The organism is Blautia sp. HCP28S3_G10, assembly GCF_052065235.1.
Lineage (GTDB): Bacteria > Bacillota > Clostridia > Lachnospirales > Lachnospiraceae > Blautia_A.
The window spans coordinates 127,350-152,787 of the sequence record NZ_JBQHUL010000003.1 but is presented as its reverse complement, the minus strand read 5'-3'; the positions used below and the strand labels follow the sequence as shown (position 1 = coordinate 152,787).

Here is a 25,438-nt window from a genome sequence, read left to right as displayed (position 1 = left end):
ACTCCTTTCAATTACATCGATGGTACCGGTGTAGGTCTGGAAGAATCCCATACTTCTGATACATCAAAAAGATCACTCAGCATATCAGGATTATAATACATACGATATCCATCCAGGTTTCTTCTTCCCTGACGGAAATACTGATCTGTTATCTGAACAAAATACTGACTGGAATCCACATTACAGAAATAATTATACCCGGCACTCTTGTAATACTGGAACTTCGGATTATCTGAAGAATATCCCTCCCAGTCTCCGATATCTGCACCAAAGGCAAAAATAACCATGTCTGTGTCACCGAGAATCGGCGCCACATAGGATTTCCACTTCTGATCATCAGTCTGAAGATCTTCTGCTGAACGCTCCGTCGCATTCATATGCCCCCATGTATGACTGGCAAATTCCCATCCCTCAGCTTTCATAGCATCTGCAACTTTTGTTGCTTCTGCAACATCCTGATCATAATCAAAATCAGGGTTGTCTGCCAGAAACTTTTTCTGGTCATCCTGGAGATTTTCACCTGTCTTATAGGCAATATCTGTACGGTAACCAAGTACACCGTTATAACCGGTCATTGCAAGGATACCCTTACGTCCGTGATAGGAAAAATCAGGATGTTCTCTGATAAAATCATCAAGAAGAGGTACCAGATCATAATCTCCTACAGAAACACTTCCGTCATCTTCTATATACTCATTTTTAACCTGTCTGTTTTCATCAAGAATCAGTTTGGAAGCGCAGCCGTCTCCATCCATATAATGATAATAACTTACATCATCCTGTGAAAGAACAAAGGGGATTTTTCCCTCCGGAACCATTATGGAACCTCTGCTCATAGTTCCGTCTTCATTTACATGCGCCATATCATGAGGACTTACCAGTACATAACCTTTATCATACATTATCTGAATGATCTTGTTAAATTCACTGACTGTTGTCATTACCTGATTGTAATTGCCAGACTTGGCATCTCCGTCAAAAGCCTTACTGGTATCATAAATCAGTGTATGGAAAAACACATGTGTGATCTGTTCCAGCGGATACTCCACAAGAGAAGACTTCGCAATCTGACACTTTGCTGCAAGATCCATATAATCTTTGTTGGAATCAAAATCAGACTGGGATTTCAATAATTTAATCGCTTCATCATAATTATACTGGGCATGCATTATATTTGCCTGATCCAGTACTGACTGATCTGATGTTTCAGCGGAAGCTGCAGCCTCCTGCGCTTCACTGTCATCCGATGGTGTTTCCTGTTTCTCAGTATCTGCTTTTTCCTGTGATGCTGATACTTCTTTTTTTATTACTGTCCGGATTTCCGGTGTATATATACTCCCGGATATTACCGCAGCTGCAAGAACACACGCAAGTATCACAGACCGTTTCTTCATAATGGTAATTCCCCTCTCTCTTATCATTTGCCTCCCCAGGCTGATACGGGTTTCCGATAATATTATACTACCTCTTCAACCGGATTTTTTTGTAATTATAAGGTTACTGTTTTGTTTACAGTATCCAGTATACCCACATCTCATCATTTACATTCGTATATCGTAACTGTTCAATACCCTCACAGTTAACCGTGTGTTCCATTATTATATCATGTCCTTCTTCGAGAAGCCACGACTTTTCTTGCCAATAATTTGTTTGCCTTTTCTCCAAAATAATGATAGAATGTATTGCGTATGAAAAGCGTACGGACATTATTGAGACAGTACACATTGTTCTGTTTATATTTGTCACGAAAATTTACACATTGAGGAGGGTATCTATGAGTACACTTACCATCGTCCTTCTTGTTATTCTGGTCATTCTGATCATTGCTCTGGTTGCTCTTTATTTCTTCGGAAAAAAGGCTCAGAAGAAGCAAGAAGAACAGCAGGCACAGATTGAAGCTGCAAAACAGACTGTTTCCATGCTGATCATTGATAAAAAAAGGTTACCACTGAAAGAATCCGGACTTCCACAGATGGTTATCGATCAGGCTCCGAAGCTTATGCGCCGTTCCAAACTTCCAATCGTCAAAGCTAAAGTCGGACCTAAGATTTCCGTACTGATCGCAGATGAGAAGATTTTTGAACAGATTCCGGTAAAAAAAGAAGTAAAAGCTGAAGTCAGTGGTTTATACATCGTTGGTGTTCGCGGTATCCGCGGTTCACTCGACACACCACCGGCCAAGAAAAAAGGCTTCTTCAAAAAATTATTCAAGAAATAGCAAAAAACCCCGAAAGGCTTAACTTTTCGGGGTTTTCTTTCGTCAGTCATATTACAGTGTAAACTCTGATGAATGTTTTGACTGTGCCTGGACAGTCAGATAGCAGTCAGCTACATGCTCTTCATTCATCTCAAGAGCATAATCTACTTTCATGTTGATTCCGTCTTCTTTTTCTTCCAGTTCCAGACCTGTTGCAGCAATTCCCATCTGCAGGGTTCCATATGGAGTAGAATAAAATGTCATATTTTTCTTGCCCTGTTCAAACACCATATGTACATTCACAAGTCCCTGTTTTCGAACTTCCACACCCTGAGGGGACATCTTGATATAATTCACTGTAGGTTTTGATGTCTCATCAAGCATTTCCTCATATCTGAGATAATGGCTTCCATTACGAAAATAATACTGACCCGGTACAACAATCTCGATCGGTTCCTGCCTGTCATCTGTTTCCATCATCTGAAGGCCACGTACATGTATTAATACTTCTTTTTCCATTTGATCCTCCTGAATGTATTATCTGTGTCAATATTTTTCTATATCTATTTTCTTTGTCATCTCCACATCATACGGAAGAATAGAATTGGCAAAATCCTTAAATTCATCAGCAAGGTCACTGACATAAAAACGATATGGAAAATCTTCCTGTTTCTCTTCTGTATTCAAAAGATCCATCTTCTGAAGAAGTTCTTTCAGTTCCAATGCTGTTTCATATGCAGGATTTACCAGTCTTACTTTTTCTCCCATAACTTCCCGTATTGTTGAACGGATCAGCGGATAATGTGTACAGCCAAGAATCAGTGTGTCTATTTCTTTCTGCTTCAGTTCTTTCAGATATCTTGTGGCAACCTCAACTGTCACAGGATCATGAAGCCACCCTTCTTCAACAAGCGGTACAAACAACGGGCATGCTTTACCAATCACGGTAATCTCCGGATTCAGCCTTCTGAGATATTCTGCATGAATCCCACTGCTTATCGTTCCGACAGTTCCGATCACACCTACTTTTTTATTTACAGTTTCCTTTGCAGCAACTCTGGCTCCGGACTCAATGACACCAAGTACGGGTATCTCTGAATTCTCTTTCACTGCATCAAGTGCAAATGCGCTGGCAGTATTGCAGGCGATCACAATTGCCTTCACTCCCTGTTCTTTCAGAAAATGGCAGATCTGCCTGGAATAACGGATGATTGTATCTTTTGATTTACTTCCATAAGGCACTCTCGCCGTGTCTCCAAAATATACGATCTTTTCAGAGGGCAGATTACGCATGATTTCTCTTGCTACGGTAAGCCCGCCTACTCCGGAGTCAAACACACCTACCGGCGAAGTTTTATCTATTTTCATATATATTCTCCAGTTCTTTTTTCTTCCCCTCATCTTACCACCTATCAAGTGCTTTCGCAAGCCAGAAGGAAATCTTTGGTCTGGTGTCTGTTGCTGCGTCTTCCTCTTTTTCTGTTTCTTCTGCAAAACAGAAACGAGGATAGATGGTTCCCCACCATGCCACCATATCATGCTGATTACCTCCGTAACTTCCATTAAATAAGATAACTGCAAGCATCCCTGCCAGAACTGATATTCGAATTCTTTCTTTTTTGTTTTCTGTGAACTTTCTCATTTATGCCTCCCGATTTTTTCAATCCTGCCATGTCACTTCCTGACATGACACCTTCTGTCTGGATTATTGACATCACAGGAGGCTTTTATTCATTCTATTTCTATCTCATCTCCTTTCAGCAGGATTTCCGGAAACGCCGGCATGGTTCCATTCTGAGTCCACTGATAATACACATCTCTCAGCGTAATACCTGTCCTCTGTTCACCTGGAAGCCTGTTTTCCATAAGACCACGAAGATATTCCCCCGTAGATGTTCCTCCGCTGTCCCAGCTCAGTACCGCCTGTGGATCTTCTGTACGAAAAACATAAATATCTTCACCTACGGCAGGCTTCTGATGAATATATTCCAGAAATGCTTCCCGGTTTTCACTTTCAATAAAATTATTTCCAAACAAAAGCACCTGCAGATGTCCCAGATCCAGATATTTTTCCTGCGACCGGTTATAAATCCGATCCGTTTCACTAAAATTTCTGCCTTCTATAGTTAACACAGTTTCACTGATGCCTGTTTCTTCTTTTTTCTGTCCTGTTGCCTGCGGAAGGTCAGGCATTCCATAACTGAGTTTTATTCCCTGATCTGCATTCTGAACTCCCAGAGCCAGCGGATACATTCTTTTTTCCGGTTCTATTGCCGCACATCCGCTGAATCCCAGTACAAAAAACAGTATGAAAAGTGCCGGCACAATTTTTTTCCTGCGTTTTCCAGATCCCCGCAGCAACATGATTCCCCATAAAATAAGAACTCCCGGTATAAATATATTTTCAAGATAGATTCTGTACAATTCTCCTGTTTCCCGGTCTTTAAAATCCACAAGCAATAATATATAAGTCAATACAGGGATCCACCATCTCCCAGTTCCCAGATGCGTTCTGGTACATACCTGATTCCCGTAATAAAAAAGACTTCCTATTGTGAATAAAATCCCGTAAAGCAACAACCCCATCCATAATGCATCAAACCGTTCAAGTACATTTCCCGGAAAATCAGCACCGGCCATAAGCGGCAGTATGGGAAATTCTTCCAGTTCTAATCTTTTCCATCCAAATACCGCCGGAAGAATAATAATTGTTCCTGTCAGAATCAGCCCCAGTGAAAAAATGCCATACAGAACTGTTTTGCCCGCAGTTGATCTTTTTTCTACTTCTTTCATAATGAAAGGAAGAAGACTGAGTCCGGCCATTCCACAGAGCAGACTGTAGCAGCTGCGTAAACTATACTTCAGAGACCACGGAACTTCTGTAATTGTCTCTTTCAGATAATCACCTCTGCACTGTCCCAGTGCAAACACAAGGATAAGCAGTATTCCCCCAATAAAAATACCACCCGACACTTCTGCCATTCTTCCTCTTTTCTGCATTCCTCTGTGTGTTCCAAAACTGCAGACTATAACTGCCAGAAATGAAAGTATATTTTTATCTATACCGTTTACCAGCCACACCGGGACAATATCTACCAGAAGATCCAGAAGAAAAATTACCGAAAAAATAATATACAAAAGAAAAAAGACACCTGTCGTTTTTCCCAGGATAGTTCCCATAAACCTGACTGGGTCCATACAATACGAGGATACTCTCATAAGTACAAAAACATAGCCTGTCAACAGTACCATAGCCATCATCACGCCCCAAATCCCAGACACACCTGTAAATTCTCTTTTTCCAGGCAAAGTCAGAAGAATTGGCGCTGTAAGTGCAAGAATAATCTGTCTGTAAAGCTGCCTGTGAGAAATTCTGTTGTTTTCCGCATATTTCATTCTCTCTCCTCCGCTTTTTTCTTTAATCGGATACTTTGCTGCTTTCTTGCATACGCCGGTCTTCGTATTCTTTTCAGAAACGGTATCCGCAGAATACCTTCCCCCGTACTTCCTGCGGATTCTTTTCTCACAAAGGGCGAAAGATAGGGAAGGCCAAAACTCAGGAGTCCCGCAAGATGCGCCACCATCATATAAACCCCAAGGACAATGCCATACATTCCCAGAAAACCTCCCAGAAAAAGAAACATATATTTCAGAAGACGAAACGCTGATGCAAATTCTTCATCGGGAATCACCATTGATCCAAGTGCAGTCAACGCTACGATCATTACAACTATAGGACTTACCAGATTTGCACTTACAGCTGCCTGCCCTATGATCAATCCGCCTACGATTCCAATTGCATTCCCAAGTGCTCCAGGTACTCTCACACCGGCTTCTCTTATCAATTCAAATGACAGTTCCAGAAAAACCAGTTCTGTTACGCTCGAAAATGGTACCCCTTCTCTTGCTTCTGCAAAAGACAGAATCAAATTCCCCGGAAGAATCTGTGTGTGAAACCTTATCACGGCAAGATAGAGCCCAGGAAGCAGAGTTGCTGTTACAAGTGCAAGATATCTGAGCATTCTGAGAAAAGAGGCCATCTCAAAATGATGATACCAGTCCTCACTGCTTTCCATAAATCCATTGAATGTTCCAGGAAGAATAAGTGCTTCCGGCGAGTTGTCACAGAGCAGGACTACTTTTCCATTCAGCAGTTCCAGCGAGGCTCTGTCCGGTCTCTCTGTTGTCTGATACTGTGGAAACGGTGAAATCCAGTTTTCATCTGTCATCTGCTCCAGCATACCACTGTCAAGAATACCATCTACCACATATTCCTCCATTCTGTTCTTTATTTTTTCAAGAAGTTCCTCGTTCACAATATCTTCTATATACAGAACCTGTACCGTAGTTCCCGACCTGAGCCCAACTGTGGTTTCCTCTACCTTCAGCCTGGTGTCCCGGATTCTTTTTCTCACAAGCGCAGAATTTGTTTTTACAGAATCTGAAAAGCCCTCTCTGGATCCCCGAAGAACCTTTTCTGATTCCGCTTCAGATACTCCCATCGATGGATAACCTTTGCTGGAAATTTTCATTGCCTTATTATATCCGTCAATAAAAAATATTGCATTACCTGTTAGAAGTGCACGGATTGCTTCTTCCATATCTTCAAGCTTTTTTACATCTGCAATTCCAAGACTGTTATTTCTGACAAACTCCTGTATCTGATCTGGTGCAATCTCCCAGAAATGATTGATCATTTTTCCCAGCGCAGAATCGTCCAGCATCATGTTTGAAACCGCAACTTCTATATAAACCATCAGGCAGTCAATCTTATTTTCCTCACCAAGACGCATGGGACGTATCAGAATATCCGCACAGTTTCTGCACCTCTCACGTATATATTTTTCATTTTCCTTTATATTATCTGAGATTTTTATCTTCTTAACCATTACAGCCTCCCTGGTATATGAGAAATATGATACCCACGGATTGTTCCATGCTACGCATTCCCTCAATCCTGGTATCATAAAAAAAGAGATACACTTTACATGCATCTCTTTTAGGATATCCGGATTATGCTGTTTTTATGTTGCTGAATTACAATTTTATTATTTACTGCGGGTATCTGCTTCTGCCCTGATAGAGCGGATAATTGCCTCTCTCTGATTTTCAATATGACGAAAGCTGATCTCCTGTGCTTTCTTTACATCACGGTTTTTTATTGCCTCATATATCTCCTCATGCTCTTTTACAAGAACATTCCTTGTTTCTTCTTCTTTCAGATATTCTACTCTATATCTGTAGATCTGTTCACGAAGATTATTCAGCACCTGATTAAGTCTTCTGTTATCAGAGGCCTTGTAGATTACTTCATGAAAAGCCACATCTGCTTCTGCAAGTTTAACCAGATTTCCTTCTTTGATCGTCTCTTCGAAGTATCTTCCTGCCTTTTTCAACTCGGCAAGCTGCTCTTCTGTCATTCTTGCACATGCATTCTCTATAGAAAGATTCTCCAGTGCAATACGCACCTCAAGAACATCATTCAGATCTTTTTCTGTAATATTGGCAACCTGCGCCCCTCTTCGGGGAATCATTACTACCAGCCCCTCCAGTTCCAGCTTACGCATAGCTTCACGTACCGGAGTACGACTTACTCCCAGACGTTCTGCCAGAGCAATCTCCATCAGTCTTTCGCCCGGCTTCAGCTCTCCTTTCAGAATTGCTTTACGAAGTGTATTAAAAACAACATCACGTAAAGGCAGATACTCATCCATATCAACTGAAAAATCATTTATCATTTGTTATTTTCCTCCTCTTCGTTGCTCCCGGACATTACTCAGATCCTCTGTTTTCGATTATATATTGTAGTTGCAAAAACAGTTTTTGCAAGATGGCTTTTGCGGAGCTTATCTGCTGCTTTTTCCATTTTAGCACGATTGTCAAAAATACCAAATACAGTTGGCCCGCTTCCGCTCATCATTGCTTTCAAAGCACCCTCATTTTCCATCAGGTCTTTGATTTCCTGTATAACAGGATAACTGCGGATAATGCCTGGTTCAAATACATTCTGCATTCTGGAAGTAATTCCATGCAGATTTCTCTCATCAATAGCAGATATCATGCCATCTATATCCGGATGTTCACTGACAGATTCCAGATTCAGATTTTCATAGGCAAGTTTTGTGGAAACATTAATTCCCGGTTTACCTACCAGTACATAACATCTCGGCATCTGCGGCAGCCTGGTCAGTTTTTCACCAATTCCCTCAGCCAGAGCTGTACCTCTCATTATACAATACGGCACATCTGCACCAATCTGAACAGCACGGTCCATCAAATCCTGCTCACTCAGCCCCAGTTGAAACATACGGTTTATACCTACAAAAGCTGCAGCCGCATCAGAACTTCCACCTGCCATTCCTGCTGCGACCGGAATGAATTTTGTAAGCTTCATATCAATGCCTTCTTTTACCTGAAATTCATCCATAAGAAGCTTCGCAGCCTTATATACCAGATTCCGCTCATCAGACGGAATATACGGAAGATTAGTGGACAGAGAAATTCCCGGCTCCTTTCTCTTTCTTATATCCAACACATCATACATCTGAATTGTCTGCATGATCATACGGACCTCATGATATCCATCTTCTCTTTTATGGAGTACATCCAGACCCAGATTAATTTTTGCCATTGCACGAAGACGCATAAGCATACCCTCTATCTTTGGAAATTTTAGTTGTAGTCACAACAACTCTCATTATGTTTCTTTGTACTTTGTATACAATATAACTTTACCTGTATTTTATCTGATTATAACATGAATTTCAAGTATCATTCCTGTACTTTTTTAATCAACAGGAGCGGCTGACCTTCCGATATCTGCTGATTTTCAATATTATTTACCCTGCATATTTCTTCCGCAGTCGTGTAAAATTTCTTCGCAATGTCCCACAGTGTATCTCCTGATTTTACTATATAAACCGTAATGCCTGGCATACTCCTGACTTTTTCTTTATCAAGAGGCTCCTCTTTTACTTTATCTATGATCATTTCTTCCTGTGGGCAGATGACCAGCACATTCAGTCCTACAGTTGCACGGATTTCGATTTCATTGCTGTCCAGCATTGTAGTAGACAGCTGTTCCAGTTCCGTATGAAGATGATATCTGCATCCTTCCTTTATTCCTCTGGCTTCCACTACATGACTGAAAGGAATCATTGCTTCCATAGAATAAAACGGCATTGCATCATTTCCCACAATATATAGAATCTTGAGAAGTAAAACGCCCTCTGCCTGGATCCCATCTTTTATGATCTTTGTTTTATCCGTTTTTATTTTGCCCTGACTGTGACAGAGCTGAAGAATTTTGCCCTGTGTTTCCTTTACCTCTATACGATCAGACAAACGACATCTTGAAAAATTCCGTATAAGAAGGCTTTCCAGTATCTCGGGCCTGCCTTCCGGTATGCACTGTCTGAATGGTGTGTAAATATCCAGGATCACCTCATGATTTTCTTCTCTGTACATTTTCATATCCAGTTCCAGCACAACATCTGCCTGAAGGATTCTTTCTTCTCCGTCTGCATCCGGTTTTACTTCCAGGCTTTGATTGATCACTGCTGATTCTATGTCCGGTATCATTTCCGAAGTACAGCCACTGCATTCCACCTGCCCTGAAAAAGGAATTGAATGTTCCAGCCACTGGACTGCATTATCTTCATCTTCACCTGTATACATAGCAAAAACAGCCAGTTCACCTTTGGCTTTTATCGTATTATCTTCCGGTCTGAGATCCAGTCCCCGAATCTCCATCGTATACCATAGAAGTTCCGCAATATTAGGTTTATTCGATGCCAGTGTTATTTCTTCTTTCAGACGCAATGTATCTTTTTTATGTACTGACAGACTCAGAAGTTTCATCTGCTTCTTTTTTACAGAAACAGTGTCATCATCCGTGTTTTCGGGAAGACGGATTCCTGTCAGTTCATCTACGGAAGCCGCCAGTGTAACAACTGCTTTTATGTTTAGCTTCCGTGAATGTATCAGATGCAGACTGAGGTCTTCAATCTCCCACTTCAGGCACATTTTATCACCATTTGCAATTCCCTCAAGATTCAGAGTTTCTTCCATCGGGAGTACAGCTGTAAGACTGCATACCTTTCCTTCACCATCTTCCACATAGAGAAGATCAACATGAAGGTTTCCCTTCAGAAAAGCATGACCATCATTAAGACGTACCTCATCCACGGAAATTTTTCCTTTATTCTGGATCATCCTGCCAATATCAGGCTTTACATCAGGAACATTATAATCAACATCAAAAGTCACCTGCGTCGTCGCTTCACTTTTTTTTCGCAATACCTGTACATCTTCTTTTTTCAGTTCCACCACAATACCTCCTTCTATACAATCCGCTTATTAATATATCAGATGGGGGATTGACTCCCACCACTGATACTAATTTGCTCCTCGCCACATAAAGAGGTGGGAGTCATCTCACATCTGATCTACTGAAATTCAACAGGCACATCTCTGTATCCGGTTTTTACAACAATATACGGATAAGATGGTTCTCCTCCCACAGTTTCCTCATCCGGACCCACAAGTTTTGTACAGAAAAAAACTGCCGAGGACGAAACTGACAGATCTGTAACCTGAATACTGTAACCTCCGCTCATCTGTTTTCCATATCCCCGTATCAGATATAAATCCTCTCCTCTCTGATATGTCATCTGAAATTCCGCAGCCTTTTTTTCCTCTATAAGACTGGCTGCCTCTTCCGGAATCGCATTGTTTTCTACAATCGTATATTCAAGAGGTGTTCTGTTTCCTTCTTCAATTTTTATCATCTGGCATCCTGTCATAATCGTTATTACCATCATGCACAACCACAATATAACCGTTTTCTTCATTTTTATTTCACCTCATATATACATATTCTATGTGGAAGCCAAAAGAATTATTGCAACTATTTTTTTTAATGATATAATTAAAAAGATATCGCAGTTTCCAATCTTTTGTACTGCAAAATAAACAGAAAGAGGAATTTATCATGATCCGGTTTATACTTGTTGCGATCACTGTAATCGGTTTTCTTATTCTTTCCATTCCCATTCTGATCATCGAATGGATCATCGGAAAGTTTTCACCTCAGACGAAAGAAATCAGTTCTCTTCGTATCATTCAGACTGTTTTCAAATTTATCCTGTGGGTTGCCGGAACCAAAGTCACCGTGATTGGAGAAGAAAATGTTCCAAAAGATACTCCTGTCCTTTACATCGGCAATCACCGCAGCTACTTTGACATCGTACTGACTTACAGCCGCTGCCCGATCCGAACCGGCTACATCGCCAAAAAAGAAATGGAACATTATCCACTTCTTTCCAACTGGATGCGTTATCTTCACTGCCTTTTCCTTGACCGCAAAGATATCAAGCAGGGACTGAAAACCATCCTTACAGCTATTGAAAAAGTCAAATCCGGCATTTCCATCTGCATCTTCCCAGAAGGAACCAGAAGCAAAAGTGCGGACGAAACAGAACTGCTCCCGTTCCATGAAGGAAGCTTCAAAATAGCCACCAAGAGTGGCTGTGCCATCATTCCAATGTCCATCAATAACACTGCTGAAATTTTTGAGGCACATATGCCAAAGATCAAATCCACACATGTTGTTCTTGAATATGGAAAACCAATCTATGTGAAGGATCTGTCTAAAGAAGATCAGAAACATCTGGGTGAATACACCAGAAATATTATTCTGGAAACCCTCAGAAAAAATAAAGAACTGGTATAAAAAAAACGGTATAACAGGTCATATCGCCTGCTATACCGTTTTTTTCTTCTATCTCGCCAATAATCCCGCTTCTCTCATATTTGCAAGCAGCACATTAAACTGTTCAACTACATCTTCCACACTTGCAGCATCTGCCACAGCAGCTGCCGGTGTTACGGTGCCTGCCGGGCCGGTTGGACCTGTCGCTCCCGTTTCTCCGGTAACCCCCTGGATTCCCTGTGGACCTGTTGCTCCGGTAATTCCCTGGATTCCCTGTGGACCTGTTGCTCCGGTAATTCCCTGGATTCCCTGCGGGCCGGTTGCTCCGGTAATTCCCTGGATTCCCTGCGGACCTGTTGCTCCGGTAATTCCCTGGATTCCCTGCGGGCCAGTTGCTCCGGTAATTCCCTGGATTCCCTGCGGACCTGCCGGACCCTGAATTCCCTGCAATCCCTGTGGGCCCTGCGGGCCTGTCGCTCCCGGACATCCTCTTGGTCCCATAGGGCCTGTCGGACCGGGGCAGCCGCAGTTACAGCAACTCTGGCTCTCGCAGTCAGCTTCTCTGTTTTTTCTGAAAAAATCCATATATATGCTCCTGTTAAGAGTTTTCACTATTTAACATATGCACGATCAAATATTACTGTTCCCGTTACTTACAACGGTTGTTCAAAGTACTGCTGATTTTTCAGGAATTCTTTTCCATAAGGTTTGTATCTTCCTGCGCGTCTGTGATAATCCCGGGCTTTTTCCATATCACCCAGCCAGTAATGACAGACACTTAACTGGATACAGGGAATATATCCATAACAGTCTTTTTCTGTAAAACCACCTGCCTCTGTTTTTTCTGGTACCTGCAGCGCATTTCTGTACCAGAACTCAGCCTGTTCCCACCTTTTTCTTTCAAAAAAATGCTGTCCTATATCACAGCAGAGTTCTCCGGAAGGTAGCCTGTACGTCAGTCCACGATAAAGAAACTCCAGCGCCATTGCATCTTTTTTCAGTGCATAACAGCATTTCGCTGCCAGCCTGCACGCTTCTACCTGGTTTTCCACAAATCCCTCCGATAAATTCAAGAATTTCAGGAAGTTATCCACCGCTTCCCCATACTTCCTGTGGTAAAACAGCTCTCTTCCATAATAAAATCTGTCCCTTGCAGAAAAGGGTTCTCCTTTCTTCTCCATCATTTCATATATGGAAAGATTCCTTCTGGAATATTCTGTTTTTATACTGTGATGTTCTATTTCACAATCCAGATATTCAACTTTACCTCTCGCCTGTATTGCTTCATGCACCCGTCCCTGCCATCTGAAACCACTGTTGTTTTTTATAAGCCTCTCGCGATAATAGACAAGAGTTGGATTTCTTTTTTCATCAAATGCTGCCACATATCTGACCAGCAGTACGTCAGCTGATCCATCTGTTTCCACTTTCCATCGGAGCAGTTTTAGCATTTCACTTTCCCTGATAATGTCATCTGCATCAAGCCACATACAGTAATCCATTTCAGCTTTTAAAAAAGAAAGATTCCGGGCCAGAGAGAAATCCTCCTGCCACTCCATATTGAAAATTTTTGCACCATATTTCGCCGCAATTTCTTTTGTCCTGTCTGTCGAGCCGGTGTCAACTATAATAATCTCATCTGCGATTTTCCCAACAGAATCCAGACACCTGCCAAGTACTTTTTCCTCATTTTTTACGATCATGCAAAGACTTACTGTGACCATCTGCGCCCTCTCTGTTTATGAATTCGAAAAGTTTCTTCAGCCAGACCAAAAAAGGTACCATAAAAACAGATTCCTCTATCTCTGTTCTTACGATACCTTATGATACTGATTACAAAATGATGTCTGATCAGCCTGCGACCATACAGCTTTTATCCGATATGTGCAGCTCCGACAGCACGAATATCCATTGGATAAACGTTATCTCTGCCAACAAACTGTGCAATATAATCAACATAATTCTGCATTTCTTTTTCCGGAACGATTGTCATGATGACACCTGCAAAACCACCACCGTGAACACGGCAGATACCTGCGCCGATTTTTTTCAGGAAAAGTTCTGTCAGTGCAAGTGTACGTGTGATCTTCTGTTCGTGACAGTCCTTCATTGTATAGCAGTTCTGAAGAAGTTCCCATGAAGATCTGCCTGATTCATTCATAAGCTCTAACAGTTTGTTGTATTCCTGTTTTTCGATAACTTCAACGGCTTCTTCTACGCGGGCATTTTCTCCAAAGAAATGAAGTGCACGAAGAACAGCTCTGTCATCTTCAATTTCATTGCAGTGTTTCAGAAGTTCTTCCTGTGTTATTTCATGCAGAAGTTCCACTCCAAGTTCTTTTGCAACTGCCTTCATCTCTTCCGGAATCTCAGAATATTCACGGCTGAGATCTGCATGTCCTTTTCCGGTATTAACGATCACAAGTCTGTAACCAAACTTTCCAAAAGAAAAATCAAGTTTGCTGTATTTCAGATCGTTTCTGTCAGCAAAATCAAAAAGTACCGGACCTCCTACTGCACAAGCCATCTGATCCATCATTCCGGAAGCTTTATCCCAGTATACATTCTCTGCATACTGACCAACTTTTGCATAATCTGTATATGTCATTTTGTTTTCGTTAAAGAAGTAATTGATGATCGTGCAGACCAGCATCTCAAATGATGCAGAAGAGCTGACACCTGCTGCTGCAATTACATTTGTGCTCACATAAGCATCAAATCCGGCAGTTTTGAAACCGTTTTTCTGTGCGCCTTCCATCATTCCTGCCACAAGTGCCGGTGTTCCCTTTCCGTAATTGTTTTTGCTCAGTTTCGTAAGATCTACCACGATCTCATCTCTGTATCCTTCACTGGTAATATGGATTTCCTGTGTTCCGTTCGGTGCAGCTGCCCCAATAGTATCCAGATTGATACTTCCGGCAATAACCTTTCCCCCATTATGGTCTACATGGTTACCAATGATCTCAGTTCTTCCCGGTGATGTAAAATATTCTGCATGATCATGTCCGTAAATCTTTGCAAACTGATCTGCAAGATTCTGAAAACGTGCAGTACTGGTTTCTGTTTCCCCATAGATTTTCTGAAGATTCTCTTTTTCTGGTAAATTCATTTTCCCTCTCCTTTGATATATTTACGATAACTGACTGTTCTGCGAATTGTAAACAATTCCTCTGTTTTTATTATCTCACAATATTTTCTTTCTGTACATCTCTATATCATATTATATTATTTTTCTTTTTTATTACCTTAAATAACCTGCGAAAAACAGGTAAAATATTGCGTTTTATATGCATTTTTATGTATAATAAAAGTAATTTTATGCGAATAGTAGTCTATCCGGAGGGAATCACATGCAGATCGTCACAAACCAGTTTCAGAAAGAATTAAAAAAACATGGCAATGACCATTTTCCGTTCCTTGTCAGCTACCACACCCTTTCTCAATATGAATCAGGTTCTTTTATGTGGCACTGGCATCCAGAGATCGAGATCACCTATATCAAAAGCGGTTCCATGTGTTATAAGATAAATAATCTTACTTATCATCTGAAAAAAGGAGATATTATTTTTAATAATTCCAATGTCCTTCATGCAGGTCTGATGGAAAATCACGAGGACTGTTCCTATATTCCGGTTACCTTTGATCCGAAACTGATCTATGGATTTTATCAGAGTACCATCTACACAAAGTACGTAGAACCGGTCATTCAGAATCTTTCGGTCTGTTCTATTCTTATTGACCAGTCACAGTCCTGGCATGCTTCCTTTCGTAACTATATGCTGAAAATTATTACCCTGGATAAAAAACGCCCGGAATTCTACGAACTTGATATTTCCATATGTTTGCAGAGCATGTGGCGGCTCCTGGCAGAGCATCTTCCACTTCAGCCTGTTTCTACAAATACAGATCTCGTAGAATATGAACGCTTCAAAAAAATCATTACTTATATTGAGCAGAATTATATGAATCATATTTCCTTAAAGGATATCTCTGACCATGTACATCTCTGTGAAAGTGAATGCACGAGGCTTTTCAAAAGACATATGAATACTACATTGTTTTCTTTCCTGCAGGAATATCGGATTGAGCGCAGTCTTGAATATCTGAATGCCGGTGAATCCGTAGGACTTGCCGCCGGAAAATCCGGCTTTAACGATCCCAATTATTACTCCAAAGTCTTCACACGGGTAAAAGGCATCAGCCCGAGGGAGTACAGGAAGTCCAGAAGCATCCGGCATCTTTCATCCATAACGCTCCCGGATATAAGTTGATTTAACAGATCTTTTCAGATCCCATATAATTTTTTAAGATTCTCATACAGCCATTTGTTGATGCAATGGCACAATTTGTACTTTATTTATGTCGAATGTTGTCAGTTTTTTATTTAAAAAATAACCCTTATAAACAGTGTCGCCACCATTCATAAGGGTTATGAATCATTTCAGATATTTTATTTCACAAAAACTTTATCCAGATGCCAGATATCATCTACATATTCCTGGATAGTTCTGTCTGATGTGAACTTACCTGCGCATGCAGTGTTCATCATAGCCATACGAGCCCAGCCTTTTTCATCTCTATATGCTTCTTCTACTTTCTTCTGAGCAGCTGCATAAGAACGGAAATCAGCAAGAATGAAATACTGGTCTGCTCTTTCTCCGCCGTTCTGGTTCAGGAGAGAATTGTACAGATCTCGGAACAGCTCTGTATCACTGGAGAATGTACCGTTTACAAGTTCTGTCAGTACCTGACGGATCTCATCATCTGTATTGTAGATGACTCTCGGATCATATCCTCCATTGTTTTCATAGTTGATAACTTCATCTGCGCTAAGACCGAAGATAAATGCATTTTCCTGTCCTACTTCTTCTACGATCTCTACGTTTGCACCGTCCATGGTTCCCAGAGTCGGAGCACCGTTCAGCATGAACTTCATATTACCAGTACCGGAAGCCTCTTTACTTGCAGTAGAAATCTGTTCGGAGACATCTGCTGCTGCAAAAATCATCTCAGCGTTAGATACACGGTAGTTTTCGATGAATACAACTTTCAGTTTACCTTCAATAGACGCATCATTATTCACAACATCAGCTACAGAGTTGATGAGTTTAATGATTTTCTTTGCACGTGCATAACCTGCAGAAGCTTTTGCACCAAAGATAAATGTTCTCGGATAGAAATCCATTTCCGGATGTTTCTTGATCTGATCATACAGATAAATAACATGAAGGATATTCAGAAGCTGACGTTTGTACTCATGAAGTCTCTTAACCTGAACATCGAAGATAGAACGTGGATTTACCTCTACTCCATTGTGTTCCAGGATATATTTTGCCAGACGTACTTTGTTCTGATATTTGATGTTCATGAATTCCTGCTGAGCTTTTTCATCATCAACATAAACTTTCAGTTTGCTGATCTGGGACAGGTCCGTAATCCATTCCGGTCCGATATGGTCAGTTACCCAATCTGCAAGAAGCTGGTTTCCATGAAGAAGGAAACGTCTCTGGGTAATACCGTTTGTTTTGTTGTTAAATTTCTCAGGCATCATTTCATAGAAATCTTTCAGTTCCTGTTTCTTGAGGATCTCTGTATGAAGTCTTGCAACGCCGTTTACAGAATAACCTGCAACAATTGCAAGGTGTGCCATTTTTACCTGTCCATCATAGAGAATTGCCATCTTCTTAATCTTATCATAATTTCCAGGATATTTAGCCTGAATATCAAGAATAAAACGACGGTTTATCTCTTCAATGATCTGATATACACGTGGAAGAAGTCTGGAAAACAGCTCAACTGGCCATTTTTCAAGTGCCTCAGCCATGATTGTATGGTTTGTATAAGCTACACACTTAGTTGTAACTGACCATGCATCATCCCAGCCGAGACCTTCTTCATCCATAAGGATTCTCATAAGCTCTGCTACAGCTACTGTCGGATGAGTATCGTTCATCTGGAAAGTAACTTTTTCGTGAAGCTTCATGATATCTTTGTGGTTTTTCTTATATTTGTCAATTGCTGCCTGAAGACTTGCAGATACAAAGAAATACTGCTGTTTCAGACGAAGTTCTTTACCTGCCATATGATTATCATTAGGATAAAGTACCTCTACAATATTGCGGGCAAGGTTTTCCTGCTCAACAGCTTTTTTGTAATCACCTTTGTCAAAGGAATCAAGCTCAAAATCAACAATTGGCTCTGCATCCCAGATTCTTAAAGTATTTACAATTTTGTTGTTGTAACCAACGATTGGCATATCAAAAGGAACTGCTTTTACTGCCTGGTATCCTTTGTGTACGAATTTGTTGGAACCTGTTGCAGGATCATATTCTACATCAACGTATCCACCAAAATGTACTTCTTTTGCATATTCCGGACGACGAAGTTCGAATGGATATCCATTTTTCAGCCAGTTATCCGGTACTTCTACCTGATATCCGTCTTTGATCTGCTGTTTGAACATACCATAACGATAACGGATACCACATCCATATGCACTGTAATTCAGAGTTGCAAGGGAATCCAGGAAGCATGCTGCCAGACGTCCCAGTCCACCGTTTCCAAGAGCCGGATCCGGTTCCTGATCCTCGATCACATTAAGATCCAGTCCAAGTTCATCCAGTGCTTCTTTTACTTCTTTGTATGCAGTAAGGTTGATCAGGTTATTTCCAAGGGCACGACCCATAAGGAATTCCATTGACATATAATAAACAGTCTTTGGATCCTGTTCTTTATATGCATTCTGTGTTCCCAGCCAGTTATCAATGATAACATCTTTTACGGTGTAGCATACAGCCTGAAAGATCTGCTCCTGAGTAGCTTCTTCCAGTTTTTTGCGGTAAAGGAATTTAACGTTTTCTTTTACACTTTTTTTGAAAGCTTCTTTTTTAAACTGTTTATCGATCATCACATTTCCTCCTTGTTGTGCAGCAGTGCTGCGCCTTTTTATTACCCCCAATTTAGCGAATCATGCCCGGTTATATGCCGGGCATGACTTCATTACATTTTTGCAACACCAAGAACAACTGGTTCTTTGTTAATGTTCCATTCTTTTACATATCCTTCTGTTTCTCCCAGAGTAACATCCTCTGCAAGTACTTCGGACATGATCTCCTCTTTGTGATTCTTCATGAGTTCAAGAATGCGTTCATTATCTTTTGCATAGATGTGAATCTTATCCATAACCTCAAATCCCGCTTCTTTTCTCATTGTCTGAATCTTGCTGACAATCTCACGTACAAAACCTTCTTCGATCAGTTCCGGTGTCAGATTTGTGTCAAGGACTACAGAAACATCTCCATCTGTTTCTGTTACATAACCTTCTGTCTGTGCAGTCTCGATAAGCAGGTCTTCTTCAGTCAGTTCTGCCTTGTTTCCGTCAATATCCAGTGTCAGGACACCTTTGGATCTCAGTTCGTTCATAGCTTCTGTTCCATTGATCTCTGACAGTGCCTTACGGATACCATTCAGAAGTTTGCCGTATTTCGGTCCAACAGTACGAAGCTGTGGTTTAAAGCTGTAAGAAATAAAGGATTCTACATCTTTTGCAAATTCAACTTCTTTTACATTCAGTTCATCTGCAATGATATCTGTGTAGAACTGTCCCATTTCTTTTTCAGCTTTTACATACATGGTTCCGATCGGCTGACGGTTCTTAATATTTGCTGTATTTCTTGCAGCACGTCCAAGAACAACGATCTTCAGCAGTTCTTCCATGTCATCTTCCAGTTCTTTGTTGATCCACGCTTCTTTTACTTTCGGGAAGTCACAGAGATGGATACTTTCGACAGCATCTTTGTCAACGCTTCTTACAAGGTTCTGGTAGATTTCTTCTGTCATGAACGGAATCATAGGAGCTGCTGCCTTGGAAATAGTTACCAGTGCAGTATACAGAGTCATATAAGCATTGATCTTATCCTGCTCCATACCTTTTGCCCAGAAACGTTCACGGCTTCTTCTTACATACCAGTTACTCATCTCATCAACAAAATCCTGAAGTGTTCTTGCACTCTCCGGAATCTTGTAGTTACCCAGACATTCATCTACTGTTTTTACTACGGAATTCAGCTTGCTTAAAAGCCATTTGTCCATAACCGGAAGATTGTCATAATCTAAAGTATATTTAGTTGGGTCAAAATTGTCAATATTTGCATACAGTACAAAGAATGCATAAGTATTCCACAGCGTACCCATGAATTTACGCTGACCTTCCTGAACGGCTTTGCCATGGAAACGGTTCGGCAGCCATGGAGCACTGTTGATGTAGAAATACCAACGGATAGCATCTGCACCATATTTTTCAAGAGCATCAAAAGGATCTACTGCATTTCCTTTGGACTTACTCATTTTCTGTCCGTTTTCGTCCTGTACATGGCCAAGAACGATAACGTTCTTATATGGAGCCTGATTAAACAGGATTGTGGACTCAGCCAGCAGAGAATAGAACCATCCTCTTGTCTGGTCTACAGCCTCGGAGATAAAGTCTGCCGGGAACTGTTTTTCAAAAAGTTCTTTGTTTTCAAATGGATAATGATGCTGTGCAAAAGGCATTGCTCCTGAATCAAACCAGCAGTCAATAACCTCTGGTACACGATGCATGGTTCCACCGCATTCCGGGCATTTAAGAGTGATTTCATCAATATATGGACGATGAAGTTCTACTGTTTTGGCTTTTTCATCACCGCTCATCTCGAAGAGTTCCTGACGGCTTCCGATAGAATGCATATGTCCGCATTCACACTGCCAGATATTCAGTGGAGTTCCCCAGTAACGGTTTCTGGAAATACCCCAGTCCTGAACGTTCTCAAGCCAGTCACCAAAACGCCCTTTACCGATGCTTTCCGGAATCCAGTTGATAGTGTTGTTGTTGCGAATCAGGTCATCTTTGACTGCTGTCATCTTGATGAACCAGGATTCACGTGCATAGTAGATAAGTGGTGTGTCGCATCTCCAGCAGTGTGGATAATCATGCTCAAATTTCGGAGCATCGAAAAGTTTGCCTTCTTTATCCAGATCCTGAAGTACCATCGGGTCAGCTTTCTTTACAAAGATTCCTGCATATGGAGTCTCTGCTGTCAGATCACCTTTTCCATCTACAAACTGTACAAATGGGAGATCATAGTTACGTCCGATGCGGCTGTCATCTTCACCAAATGCAGGTGCAATATGAACGATACCTGTACCGTCGCTCATTGTTACATAGCTGTCAGCTGTCACAAAATGAGCTTTCTTTTTCTGTTTTGCAGCTGCTTCTCCTGCACATGCAAAAAGCGGCTCATATTCTTTGTATTCCAGGTCTTTACCAACATATTTTTCAAGTACTTCGTATGCCGGTTTATCTTCAGAACCAAATTTACCAAGAACTTTGTCCAGAAGTGCCTCTGCCATATAATAAGTATATCCGTCTGCTGCTTTTACTTTACAGTAAGTTTCATCCGGGTTTACGCAGAGTGCAACGTTGGAAGGCAGTGTCCATGGTGTGGTTGTCCATGCCAGAAAGTATGCATCTTCTCCAACAACTTTGAAACGAACGATAGCAGAACATTCTTTGACAGTTTTGTATCCCTGAGATACTTCCTGTGCAGAAAGAGGTGTTCCACAACGTGGGCAGTAAGGAACAATCTTGAATCCTTTGTAAAGAAGTTTCTTGTTCCAGATTTCTTTCAGTGCCCACCATTCGGACTCAATATAATCATCATGATATGTTACGTATGGGTTATCCATGTCAGCCCAGAAACCAACAGTTGAAGAAAAATCTTCCCACATTCCTTTGTATTTCCATACACTTTCTTTACACTGCTGGATAAATGGCTCCATTCCGTATTCTTCGATCTGTTCTTTTCCGTCCAGACCAAGTTTCTTTTCTACTTCCAGTTCTACAGGAAGTCCATGGGTATCCCATCCTGCTTTACGTGGTACCATATAACCTTTCATTGTACGGTATCTCGGGATCATATCCTTGATAACACGTGTCAGTACGTGTCCGATATGTGGTTTGCCGTTTGCTGTCGGCGGTCCATCATAAAACATGTATGTCGGATCGTCTTTGCGGTCTTCCATACTTTTTTCGAAGATATGGTTTTCTTTCCAGAATTTTTCTACCTGTTTTTCACGATCAACAAAATTCAGGTTCGTATCTACTTTCTGATACACAATAATTCCTCCTTAAAATAATTGTCAGGGTAGGTATAATTTTGCATTATACAAAAAAAACTTCCATCCTGTAAAAGGACGAAAGTAATCTACTGGTTCGCACCACCTTATACACTGTACGGGCCAAAATGCCGATACATGTTCCACTTAACGGCGGAATCACCGTCTTTCCTTACTTTTCTGTCATAGTGTCTGTGCCTCTGTTCTTCGGGAAAGCAACTCCGGAGTGATTTTCCATCGAATTTACTGACACCGGGTTCTCACCTTCTCCCGGCTCTCTGGGGCGTTCTCTTCGATTTACTGTCTCCATCTACGTCTTTGCTTTATTTCTTATTTATGTGCTGTTTTATTATACGGTGTTATTTTTGCAGATGTCAAGGGTTTTTGCCAGATTTAACATATTATTCAGGGACTCCGAAGGGGAGGTATTGATGTTTATGGGAGGATTAAGTTTATAATTCACGAATAATTCACGCTGTCGTATGCGGATAACAGGTTTCACGAATATTGCTGGATTTCTAATTCGATGCATGCGCTTATTTGATGCCATTCGCCTGCAACTCGCCTTACGGCTCAGACAGCGGCTCGGTGGCATCAGCTTGCCTGCATCTCATTAACGAAATCTGCACAGACATTCATTCAACTCTGTTATCCGCATACGCCAGCTGACTATTCATGTATATAATTTCTCTCACACATAATGCAATATACCTCCCCTCCACCCCGAAATTGGTTCACCGGCTGACGCCGGCAGGAACACCATACCAGTTTCGCCCCTTGTGTCATATCACAAATTACAGTATAATTATGGGAAGTATATTGTAACCCCAAAATATGCTGCTTATATTTACAGATAACATATAGCTGAAGAAATCAGTCAATACCTGAGAGCAAAACAACTGAGACTATCTGGTTACGGTTTGCCTGAGGGATTTCGTCGAAATACTTAGTGTATAGGATTTTGTGTTGCAGACAAAAATCGCTCTGTCTGAGCGAAGCGAGTTTGCTATTTTTGTTTGCGCTTTTAACAAAATCATATATTCTTAGTATTTCAGAAATCTCGAACAAGCAAACCTTATACCAGATATCTCATGTTGTTTTATATCACAGATATTTTTCTGTTTCTTCTATATATGTATTTCTGTAAATTAATCACATATATTTTCCCCCAACACAAGAAAGGTATAAATATGAAAATAAAGAACTTCCGGCGTATTCTCGGCAGCCTCCTGTGCGCTGCTCTTATAACAGCCTCCACAGCCCCCGTATACGCCACAGACGAATATGGTGCGCCCCTGGTAACAGCCACCCCGACTCCTGACCCACATACAGCATTCTATAATCAGCCTGCTGACACGGATTCCATCGAGGGATGGCCTCAGGGACCACAGATTGAAGCCGAATCCGCAGTACTGATGGATATGGTCAGCGGCACAATACTTTACTCCAAAAACGCTGACAAAGCCCAGTATCCTGCCAGCATCACAAAGATTATGACAGCACTCCTGGGATGTGAAAATCTTAACACCAGCGATAAATTCGCCATGTCAGAAACTGCTGCACACGGGATCACCGATACCCAAAGCTCCAGTATCTACGCAGACACAGGCGAAGAATTTACAATAGAACAGGCACTTATGGCCGTAATGCTCCAGTCAGCCAATGAGATGACACTTGCGATCGCTGAACAGACTTCCGGTTCAGTAAAAAAATTTGTAGAACAGATGAATCTGAAAGCACGTCAGCTGGGCTGCACCAGCACCCATTTCAACAATCCTAACGGCCTTCCGGACGAAAAACACTACACAACAGCCAATGACATGGCAAAGATTGCCCGGGCAGCATGGAAGAACCTTACCTTCCGTAAATTTGCAACAACAGAATATTACGAAATACCACCAACAAACAAATTTACAGAAACACGTTATCTTCTGAATCATCACAAAATGATGAAAGGACTGGATCATGCATACGATGGTGTCCTGGGCGGCAAAACCGGTTACACACAGGCAGCGGGAAATACCCTTGTAACATACGCCAAAGGCAATAAAACCTATCTTGTAGCTGTAGTACTTCAGTCCGTAAACGGTGCTTATTCCGATACAAAAGCACTCCTGGATTACGGTTTCAATAATTTTACCAGAGTAAAAGTATCCAAGAACCAGAATCTTGTCTCTACCAGACAGCTGCCTTCCGAAAAAAATATCATCAAAACTTCTGATGATTCCTGTCTGTTTAAATCGGACCGTTACAGAGTATCTGTAACATTACCCAACGGAGCAGATACCAGCATCCTGACAACAGCAAACAAAATAACAAAAAATCCGGCAGGACTCCCACTTCTGACCACTACTTACAGCTATAATGGTTACCCGGTAGGAACTGCCAGATATGTTCAACAACAATTATTATCAGATATGCTTTTCTGATTGACGTTTTATCTGTCTTTTCTGGCGGAGGGACTCCCGTTTTTGCCGGAGTTCCTCTGCCTTTATTTCATCTATATTTTTCAAAGTTTTTACTGCATAATACCCGTCTTCATCCGTATGACGGATACGGATCTTACCTTTTACCCATCCATGTTTCTGACAAAACGAAAGACTCTCGTACACTCTGGAATTATTCTGAAACCAGCGAAGTTTTCTTTTGGCTGGAAGATGACAGTGCGGACATTTTGTACTCGTTATCTCTCTGTCTCTCATAATTTTTTCTTTATTAGGAAATTCCCTGGATACATATTCATCATGATCAGGATAAGAAAGAAAAATCTCTTCTTTTTTCTTTTGTGGATTCTGATATACATCTACAGAAGGATAATCCCTGACAACAGACATATCCAGATATTCCAGAACACGTGCAGTATAAACAGCATCTGCCAGCGCCCTGTGAAAATCATCTTCCTTTTTTATTCCCAACACATCTGTAGCATACTCAAGGCTTCTTCTCTGTGGGACTTCACCATTCTGAAAGCCGAAAAGCTTCTGCACATCATAATACATGACCGGACCCGGCAGCATGGAAAGCATTCCATAATATTTCATATTACGCTGAAGTTCCATAACATCCTGATTCCCCCAGGTAAAAAAGGCAAAATCTTCCCCACACCATTCCAGAAATTCTCTTGCCACCTGTGGAAATGGATCGCCTTCTTCCAGATCTTTGTAATCCACATGAATCACTTCATGAATGCTGTCGTGAATCCAGTTATAGACCTGTGGTTTCACCAGGCGCTGAAAAACGTCCGTTTTCTGTCTCTGTTCATTTAATTTTACGGCACCGATCTCAATGATTTCAAAAGGCAGACGGCTGTTAGAATACTTTTTTCCGCCCGGGCTCTGATTCCATTCCAGATCAAAAACAATATAGTTCATGTGTCT

The 25,438-nt window shown here is 41.2% G+C and carries 20 protein-coding genes and 1 pseudogene; 4 read left to right on the top strand and 17 right to left on the bottom strand.

The window, feature by feature from the left end; translation table 11 throughout:
* Window positions 1-11 precede the first annotated feature (11 nt).
* Window positions 12-1,394: a polysaccharide deacetylase family protein gene (locus tag ACTNB8_RS02940; RefSeq protein ID WP_441052149.1), complete on the bottom strand. Its 1,383-nt coding sequence runs from the start codon at window positions 1,392-1,394 to the stop codon at window positions 12-14.
* 380 nt (window positions 1,395-1,774) lie between these two features.
* Between ACTNB8_RS02940 and ACTNB8_RS02935 the strand changes: the two genes are divergently transcribed.
* On the top strand, window positions 1,775-2,218 hold the full coding sequence (locus ACTNB8_RS02935; protein WP_441052147.1) for a hypothetical protein: 444 nt from the start codon (window positions 1,775-1,777) through the stop codon (window positions 2,216-2,218).
* A gap of 51 nt (window positions 2,219-2,269) precedes the next feature.
* On the opposite strand, the gene ACTNB8_RS02930 is transcribed toward ACTNB8_RS02935, so the two are convergent.
* The 9 genes from ACTNB8_RS02930 to ACTNB8_RS02890 form a co-directional block, all read right to left on the bottom strand.
* A complete protein-coding gene (locus ACTNB8_RS02930) occupies window positions 2,270-2,716 on the bottom strand; it encodes a DUF1934 domain-containing protein (protein WP_441052145.1) in 447 nt (148 codons plus the stop codon).
* A 27-nt stretch (window positions 2,717-2,743) separates the two neighbouring features.
* Window positions 2,744-3,565 carry a glutamate racemase gene (gene murI / locus ACTNB8_RS02925; RefSeq protein ID WP_441052143.1) on the bottom strand — a complete coding sequence of 274 codons (822 nt, stop codon included), beginning with the start codon at window positions 3,563-3,565 and terminating at the stop codon, window positions 2,744-2,746.
* 34 nt (window positions 3,566-3,599) lie between these two features.
* On the bottom strand, window positions 3,600-3,839 hold the full coding sequence (locus ACTNB8_RS02920) for a hypothetical protein (protein WP_441052141.1): 240 nt from the start codon (window positions 3,837-3,839) through the stop codon (window positions 3,600-3,602).
* 89 nt (window positions 3,840-3,928) lie between these two features.
* Complete coding sequence (locus ACTNB8_RS02915) at window positions 3,929-5,593, bottom strand: GerAB/ArcD/ProY family transporter (protein ID WP_441052139.1); 1,665 nt, start codon at window positions 5,591-5,593, stop codon at window positions 3,929-3,931.
* Complete coding sequence (locus ACTNB8_RS02910) at window positions 5,590-7,086, bottom strand: spore germination protein (protein ID WP_441052137.1); 1,497 nt, start codon at window positions 7,084-7,086, stop codon at window positions 5,590-5,592. The genes ACTNB8_RS02915 and ACTNB8_RS02910 overlap by 4 nt, the downstream gene beginning before the upstream one ends.
* 159 nt (window positions 7,087-7,245) lie before the next feature.
* Window positions 7,246-7,935, bottom strand: a complete 690-nt coding sequence (locus ACTNB8_RS02905) for a GntR family transcriptional regulator (protein ID WP_441052135.1) — start codon at window positions 7,933-7,935, stop codon at window positions 7,246-7,248.
* Between the two features lie 38 nt (window positions 7,936-7,973).
* Complete coding sequence (ispE, locus tag ACTNB8_RS02900) at window positions 7,974-8,843, bottom strand: 4-(cytidine 5'-diphospho)-2-C-methyl-D-erythritol kinase (protein WP_441052133.1); 870 nt, start codon at window positions 8,841-8,843, stop codon at window positions 7,974-7,976.
* Between the two features lie 125 nt (window positions 8,844-8,968).
* The gene (locus ACTNB8_RS02895; protein WP_441052131.1) at window positions 8,969-10,525 is read right to left on the bottom strand and encodes a DUF3794 and LysM peptidoglycan-binding domain-containing protein; all 1,557 of its coding nucleotides are present in this window, start codon (window positions 10,523-10,525) and stop codon (window positions 8,969-8,971) included.
* A gap of 119 nt (window positions 10,526-10,644) precedes the next feature.
* Entirely contained in the window at window positions 10,645-11,049 is a 405-nt protein-coding gene (locus ACTNB8_RS02890; RefSeq protein WP_441052129.1) for a protease complex subunit PrcB family protein, read from the bottom strand.
* A 140-nt stretch (window positions 11,050-11,189) separates the two neighbouring features.
* Between ACTNB8_RS02890 and ACTNB8_RS02885 the strand changes: the two genes are divergently transcribed.
* A complete protein-coding gene (locus tag ACTNB8_RS02885) occupies window positions 11,190-11,930 on the top strand; it encodes a lysophospholipid acyltransferase family protein (protein ID WP_441052127.1) in 741 nt (246 codons plus the stop codon).
* A gap of 96 nt (window positions 11,931-12,026) precedes the next feature.
* Here the strand turns inward: ACTNB8_RS02885 and ACTNB8_RS02880 are convergent.
* The 3 genes and pseudogenes from ACTNB8_RS02880 to ACTNB8_RS02870 all read right to left on the bottom strand — a co-directional run.
* Window positions 12,027-12,494: pseudogene (locus ACTNB8_RS02880) on the bottom strand (collagen-like protein); the annotation flags it as partial.
* Between the two features lie 68 nt (window positions 12,495-12,562).
* Window positions 12,563-13,633: a glycosyltransferase gene (locus ACTNB8_RS02875; protein ID WP_441052125.1), complete on the bottom strand. Its 1,071-nt coding sequence runs from the start codon at window positions 13,631-13,633 to the stop codon at window positions 12,563-12,565.
* 149 nt (window positions 13,634-13,782) lie between these two features.
* Window positions 13,783-15,018 carry a galactokinase gene (locus ACTNB8_RS02870; RefSeq protein ID WP_441052123.1) on the bottom strand — a complete coding sequence of 412 codons (1,236 nt, stop codon included), beginning with the start codon at window positions 15,016-15,018 and terminating at the stop codon, window positions 13,783-13,785.
* A 241-nt stretch (window positions 15,019-15,259) separates the two neighbouring features.
* Between ACTNB8_RS02870 and ACTNB8_RS02865 the strand changes: the two genes are divergently transcribed.
* Complete coding sequence (locus ACTNB8_RS02865) at window positions 15,260-16,180, top strand: AraC family transcriptional regulator (protein ID WP_441052121.1); 921 nt, start codon at window positions 15,260-15,262, stop codon at window positions 16,178-16,180.
* A 179-nt stretch (window positions 16,181-16,359) separates the two neighbouring features.
* Here ACTNB8_RS02865 and ACTNB8_RS02860 read toward each other — a convergent pair whose 3' ends face one another.
* The 3 genes from ACTNB8_RS02860 to ACTNB8_RS02850 all read right to left on the bottom strand — a co-directional run bounded on the left by ACTNB8_RS02860 (window position 16,360) and on the right by ACTNB8_RS02850 (window position 22,371).
* A complete protein-coding gene (locus ACTNB8_RS02860) occupies window positions 16,360-18,816 on the bottom strand; it encodes a glycogen/starch/alpha-glucan phosphorylase (protein WP_441052119.1) in 2,457 nt (818 codons plus the stop codon).
* Window positions 18,817-18,908: 92 nt separating this feature from the next.
* On the bottom strand, window positions 18,909-22,061 hold the full coding sequence (gene ileS / locus ACTNB8_RS02855; RefSeq protein WP_441052117.1) for an isoleucine--tRNA ligase: 3,153 nt from the start codon (window positions 22,059-22,061) through the stop codon (window positions 18,909-18,911).
* Between the two features lie 172 nt (window positions 22,062-22,233).
* The gene (locus ACTNB8_RS02850) at window positions 22,234-22,371 is read right to left on the bottom strand and encodes a hypothetical protein (RefSeq protein WP_441052115.1); all 138 of its coding nucleotides are present in this window, start codon (window positions 22,369-22,371) and stop codon (window positions 22,234-22,236) included.
* Between the two features lie 880 nt (window positions 22,372-23,251).
* Between ACTNB8_RS02850 and ACTNB8_RS02845 the strand changes: the two genes are divergently transcribed.
* Window positions 23,252-24,490, top strand: coding sequence for a D-alanyl-D-alanine carboxypeptidase family protein (locus ACTNB8_RS02845; protein WP_441052113.1), 1,239 nt, complete (start codon window positions 23,252-23,254; stop codon window positions 24,488-24,490).
* On the opposite strand, the gene ACTNB8_RS02840 is transcribed toward ACTNB8_RS02845, so the two are convergent.
* Window positions 24,473-25,432, bottom strand: coding sequence for an exonuclease domain-containing protein (locus ACTNB8_RS02840; RefSeq protein WP_441052111.1), 960 nt, complete (start codon window positions 25,430-25,432; stop codon window positions 24,473-24,475). The genes ACTNB8_RS02845 and ACTNB8_RS02840 overlap by 18 nt on opposite strands.
* Window positions 25,433-25,438 lie beyond the last annotated feature (6 nt).

Coding starts and splice junctions, on each gene's coding strand:
- ACTNB8_RS02940 (WP_441052149.1), bottom strand. CDS start 1,394: ATGAAGAAACGGTCTGTGATACTTGCGTGTGTTCTTGCAGCTGCGGTA.
- ACTNB8_RS02935 (WP_441052147.1), top strand. CDS start 1,775: ATGAGTACACTTACCATCGTCCTTCTTGTTATTCTGGTCATTCTGATC.
- ACTNB8_RS02930 (WP_441052145.1), bottom strand. CDS start 2,716: ATGGAAAAAGAAGTATTAATACATGTACGTGGCCTTCAGATGATGGAA.
- murI (WP_441052143.1), bottom strand. CDS start 3,565: ATGAAAATAGATAAAACTTCGCCGGTAGGTGTGTTTGACTCCGGAGTA.
- ACTNB8_RS02920 (WP_441052141.1), bottom strand. CDS start 3,839: ATGAGAAAGTTCACAGAAAACAAAAAAGAAAGAATTCGAATATCAGTT.
- ACTNB8_RS02915 (WP_441052139.1), bottom strand. CDS start 5,593: ATGAAATATGCGGAAAACAACAGAATTTCTCACAGGCAGCTTTACAGA.
- ACTNB8_RS02910 (WP_441052137.1), bottom strand. CDS start 7,086: ATGGTTAAGAAGATAAAAATCTCAGATAATATAAAGGAAAATGAAAAA.
- ACTNB8_RS02905 (WP_441052135.1), bottom strand. CDS start 7,935: ATGATAAATGATTTTTCAGTTGATATGGATGAGTATCTGCCTTTACGT.
- ispE (WP_441052133.1), bottom strand. CDS start 8,843: ATGCGTCTTCGTGCAATGGCAAAAATTAATCTGGGTCTGGATGTACTC.
- ACTNB8_RS02890 (WP_441052129.1), bottom strand. CDS start 11,049: ATGAAGAAAACGGTTATATTGTGGTTGTGCATGATGGTAATAACGATT.
- ACTNB8_RS02885 (WP_441052127.1), top strand. CDS start 11,190: ATGATCCGGTTTATACTTGTTGCGATCACTGTAATCGGTTTTCTTATT.
- ACTNB8_RS02875 (WP_441052125.1), bottom strand. CDS start 13,633: ATGGTCACAGTAAGTCTTTGCATGATCGTAAAAAATGAGGAAAAAGTA.
- ACTNB8_RS02870 (WP_441052123.1), bottom strand. CDS start 15,018: ATGAATTTACCAGAAAAAGAGAATCTTCAGAAAATCTATGGGGAAACA.
- ACTNB8_RS02865 (WP_441052121.1), top strand. CDS start 15,260: ATGCAGATCGTCACAAACCAGTTTCAGAAAGAATTAAAAAAACATGGC.
- ACTNB8_RS02860 (WP_441052119.1), bottom strand. CDS start 18,816: ATGATCGATAAACAGTTTAAAAAAGAAGCTTTCAAAAAAAGTGTAAAA.
- ACTNB8_RS02850 (WP_441052115.1), bottom strand. CDS start 22,371: ATGGAGACAGTAAATCGAAGAGAACGCCCCAGAGAGCCGGGAGAAGGT.
- ACTNB8_RS02845 (WP_441052113.1), top strand. CDS start 23,252: ATGAAAATAAAGAACTTCCGGCGTATTCTCGGCAGCCTCCTGTGCGCT.
- ACTNB8_RS02840 (WP_441052111.1), bottom strand. CDS start 25,432: ATGAACTATATTGTTTTTGATCTGGAATGGAATCAGAGCCCGGGCGGA.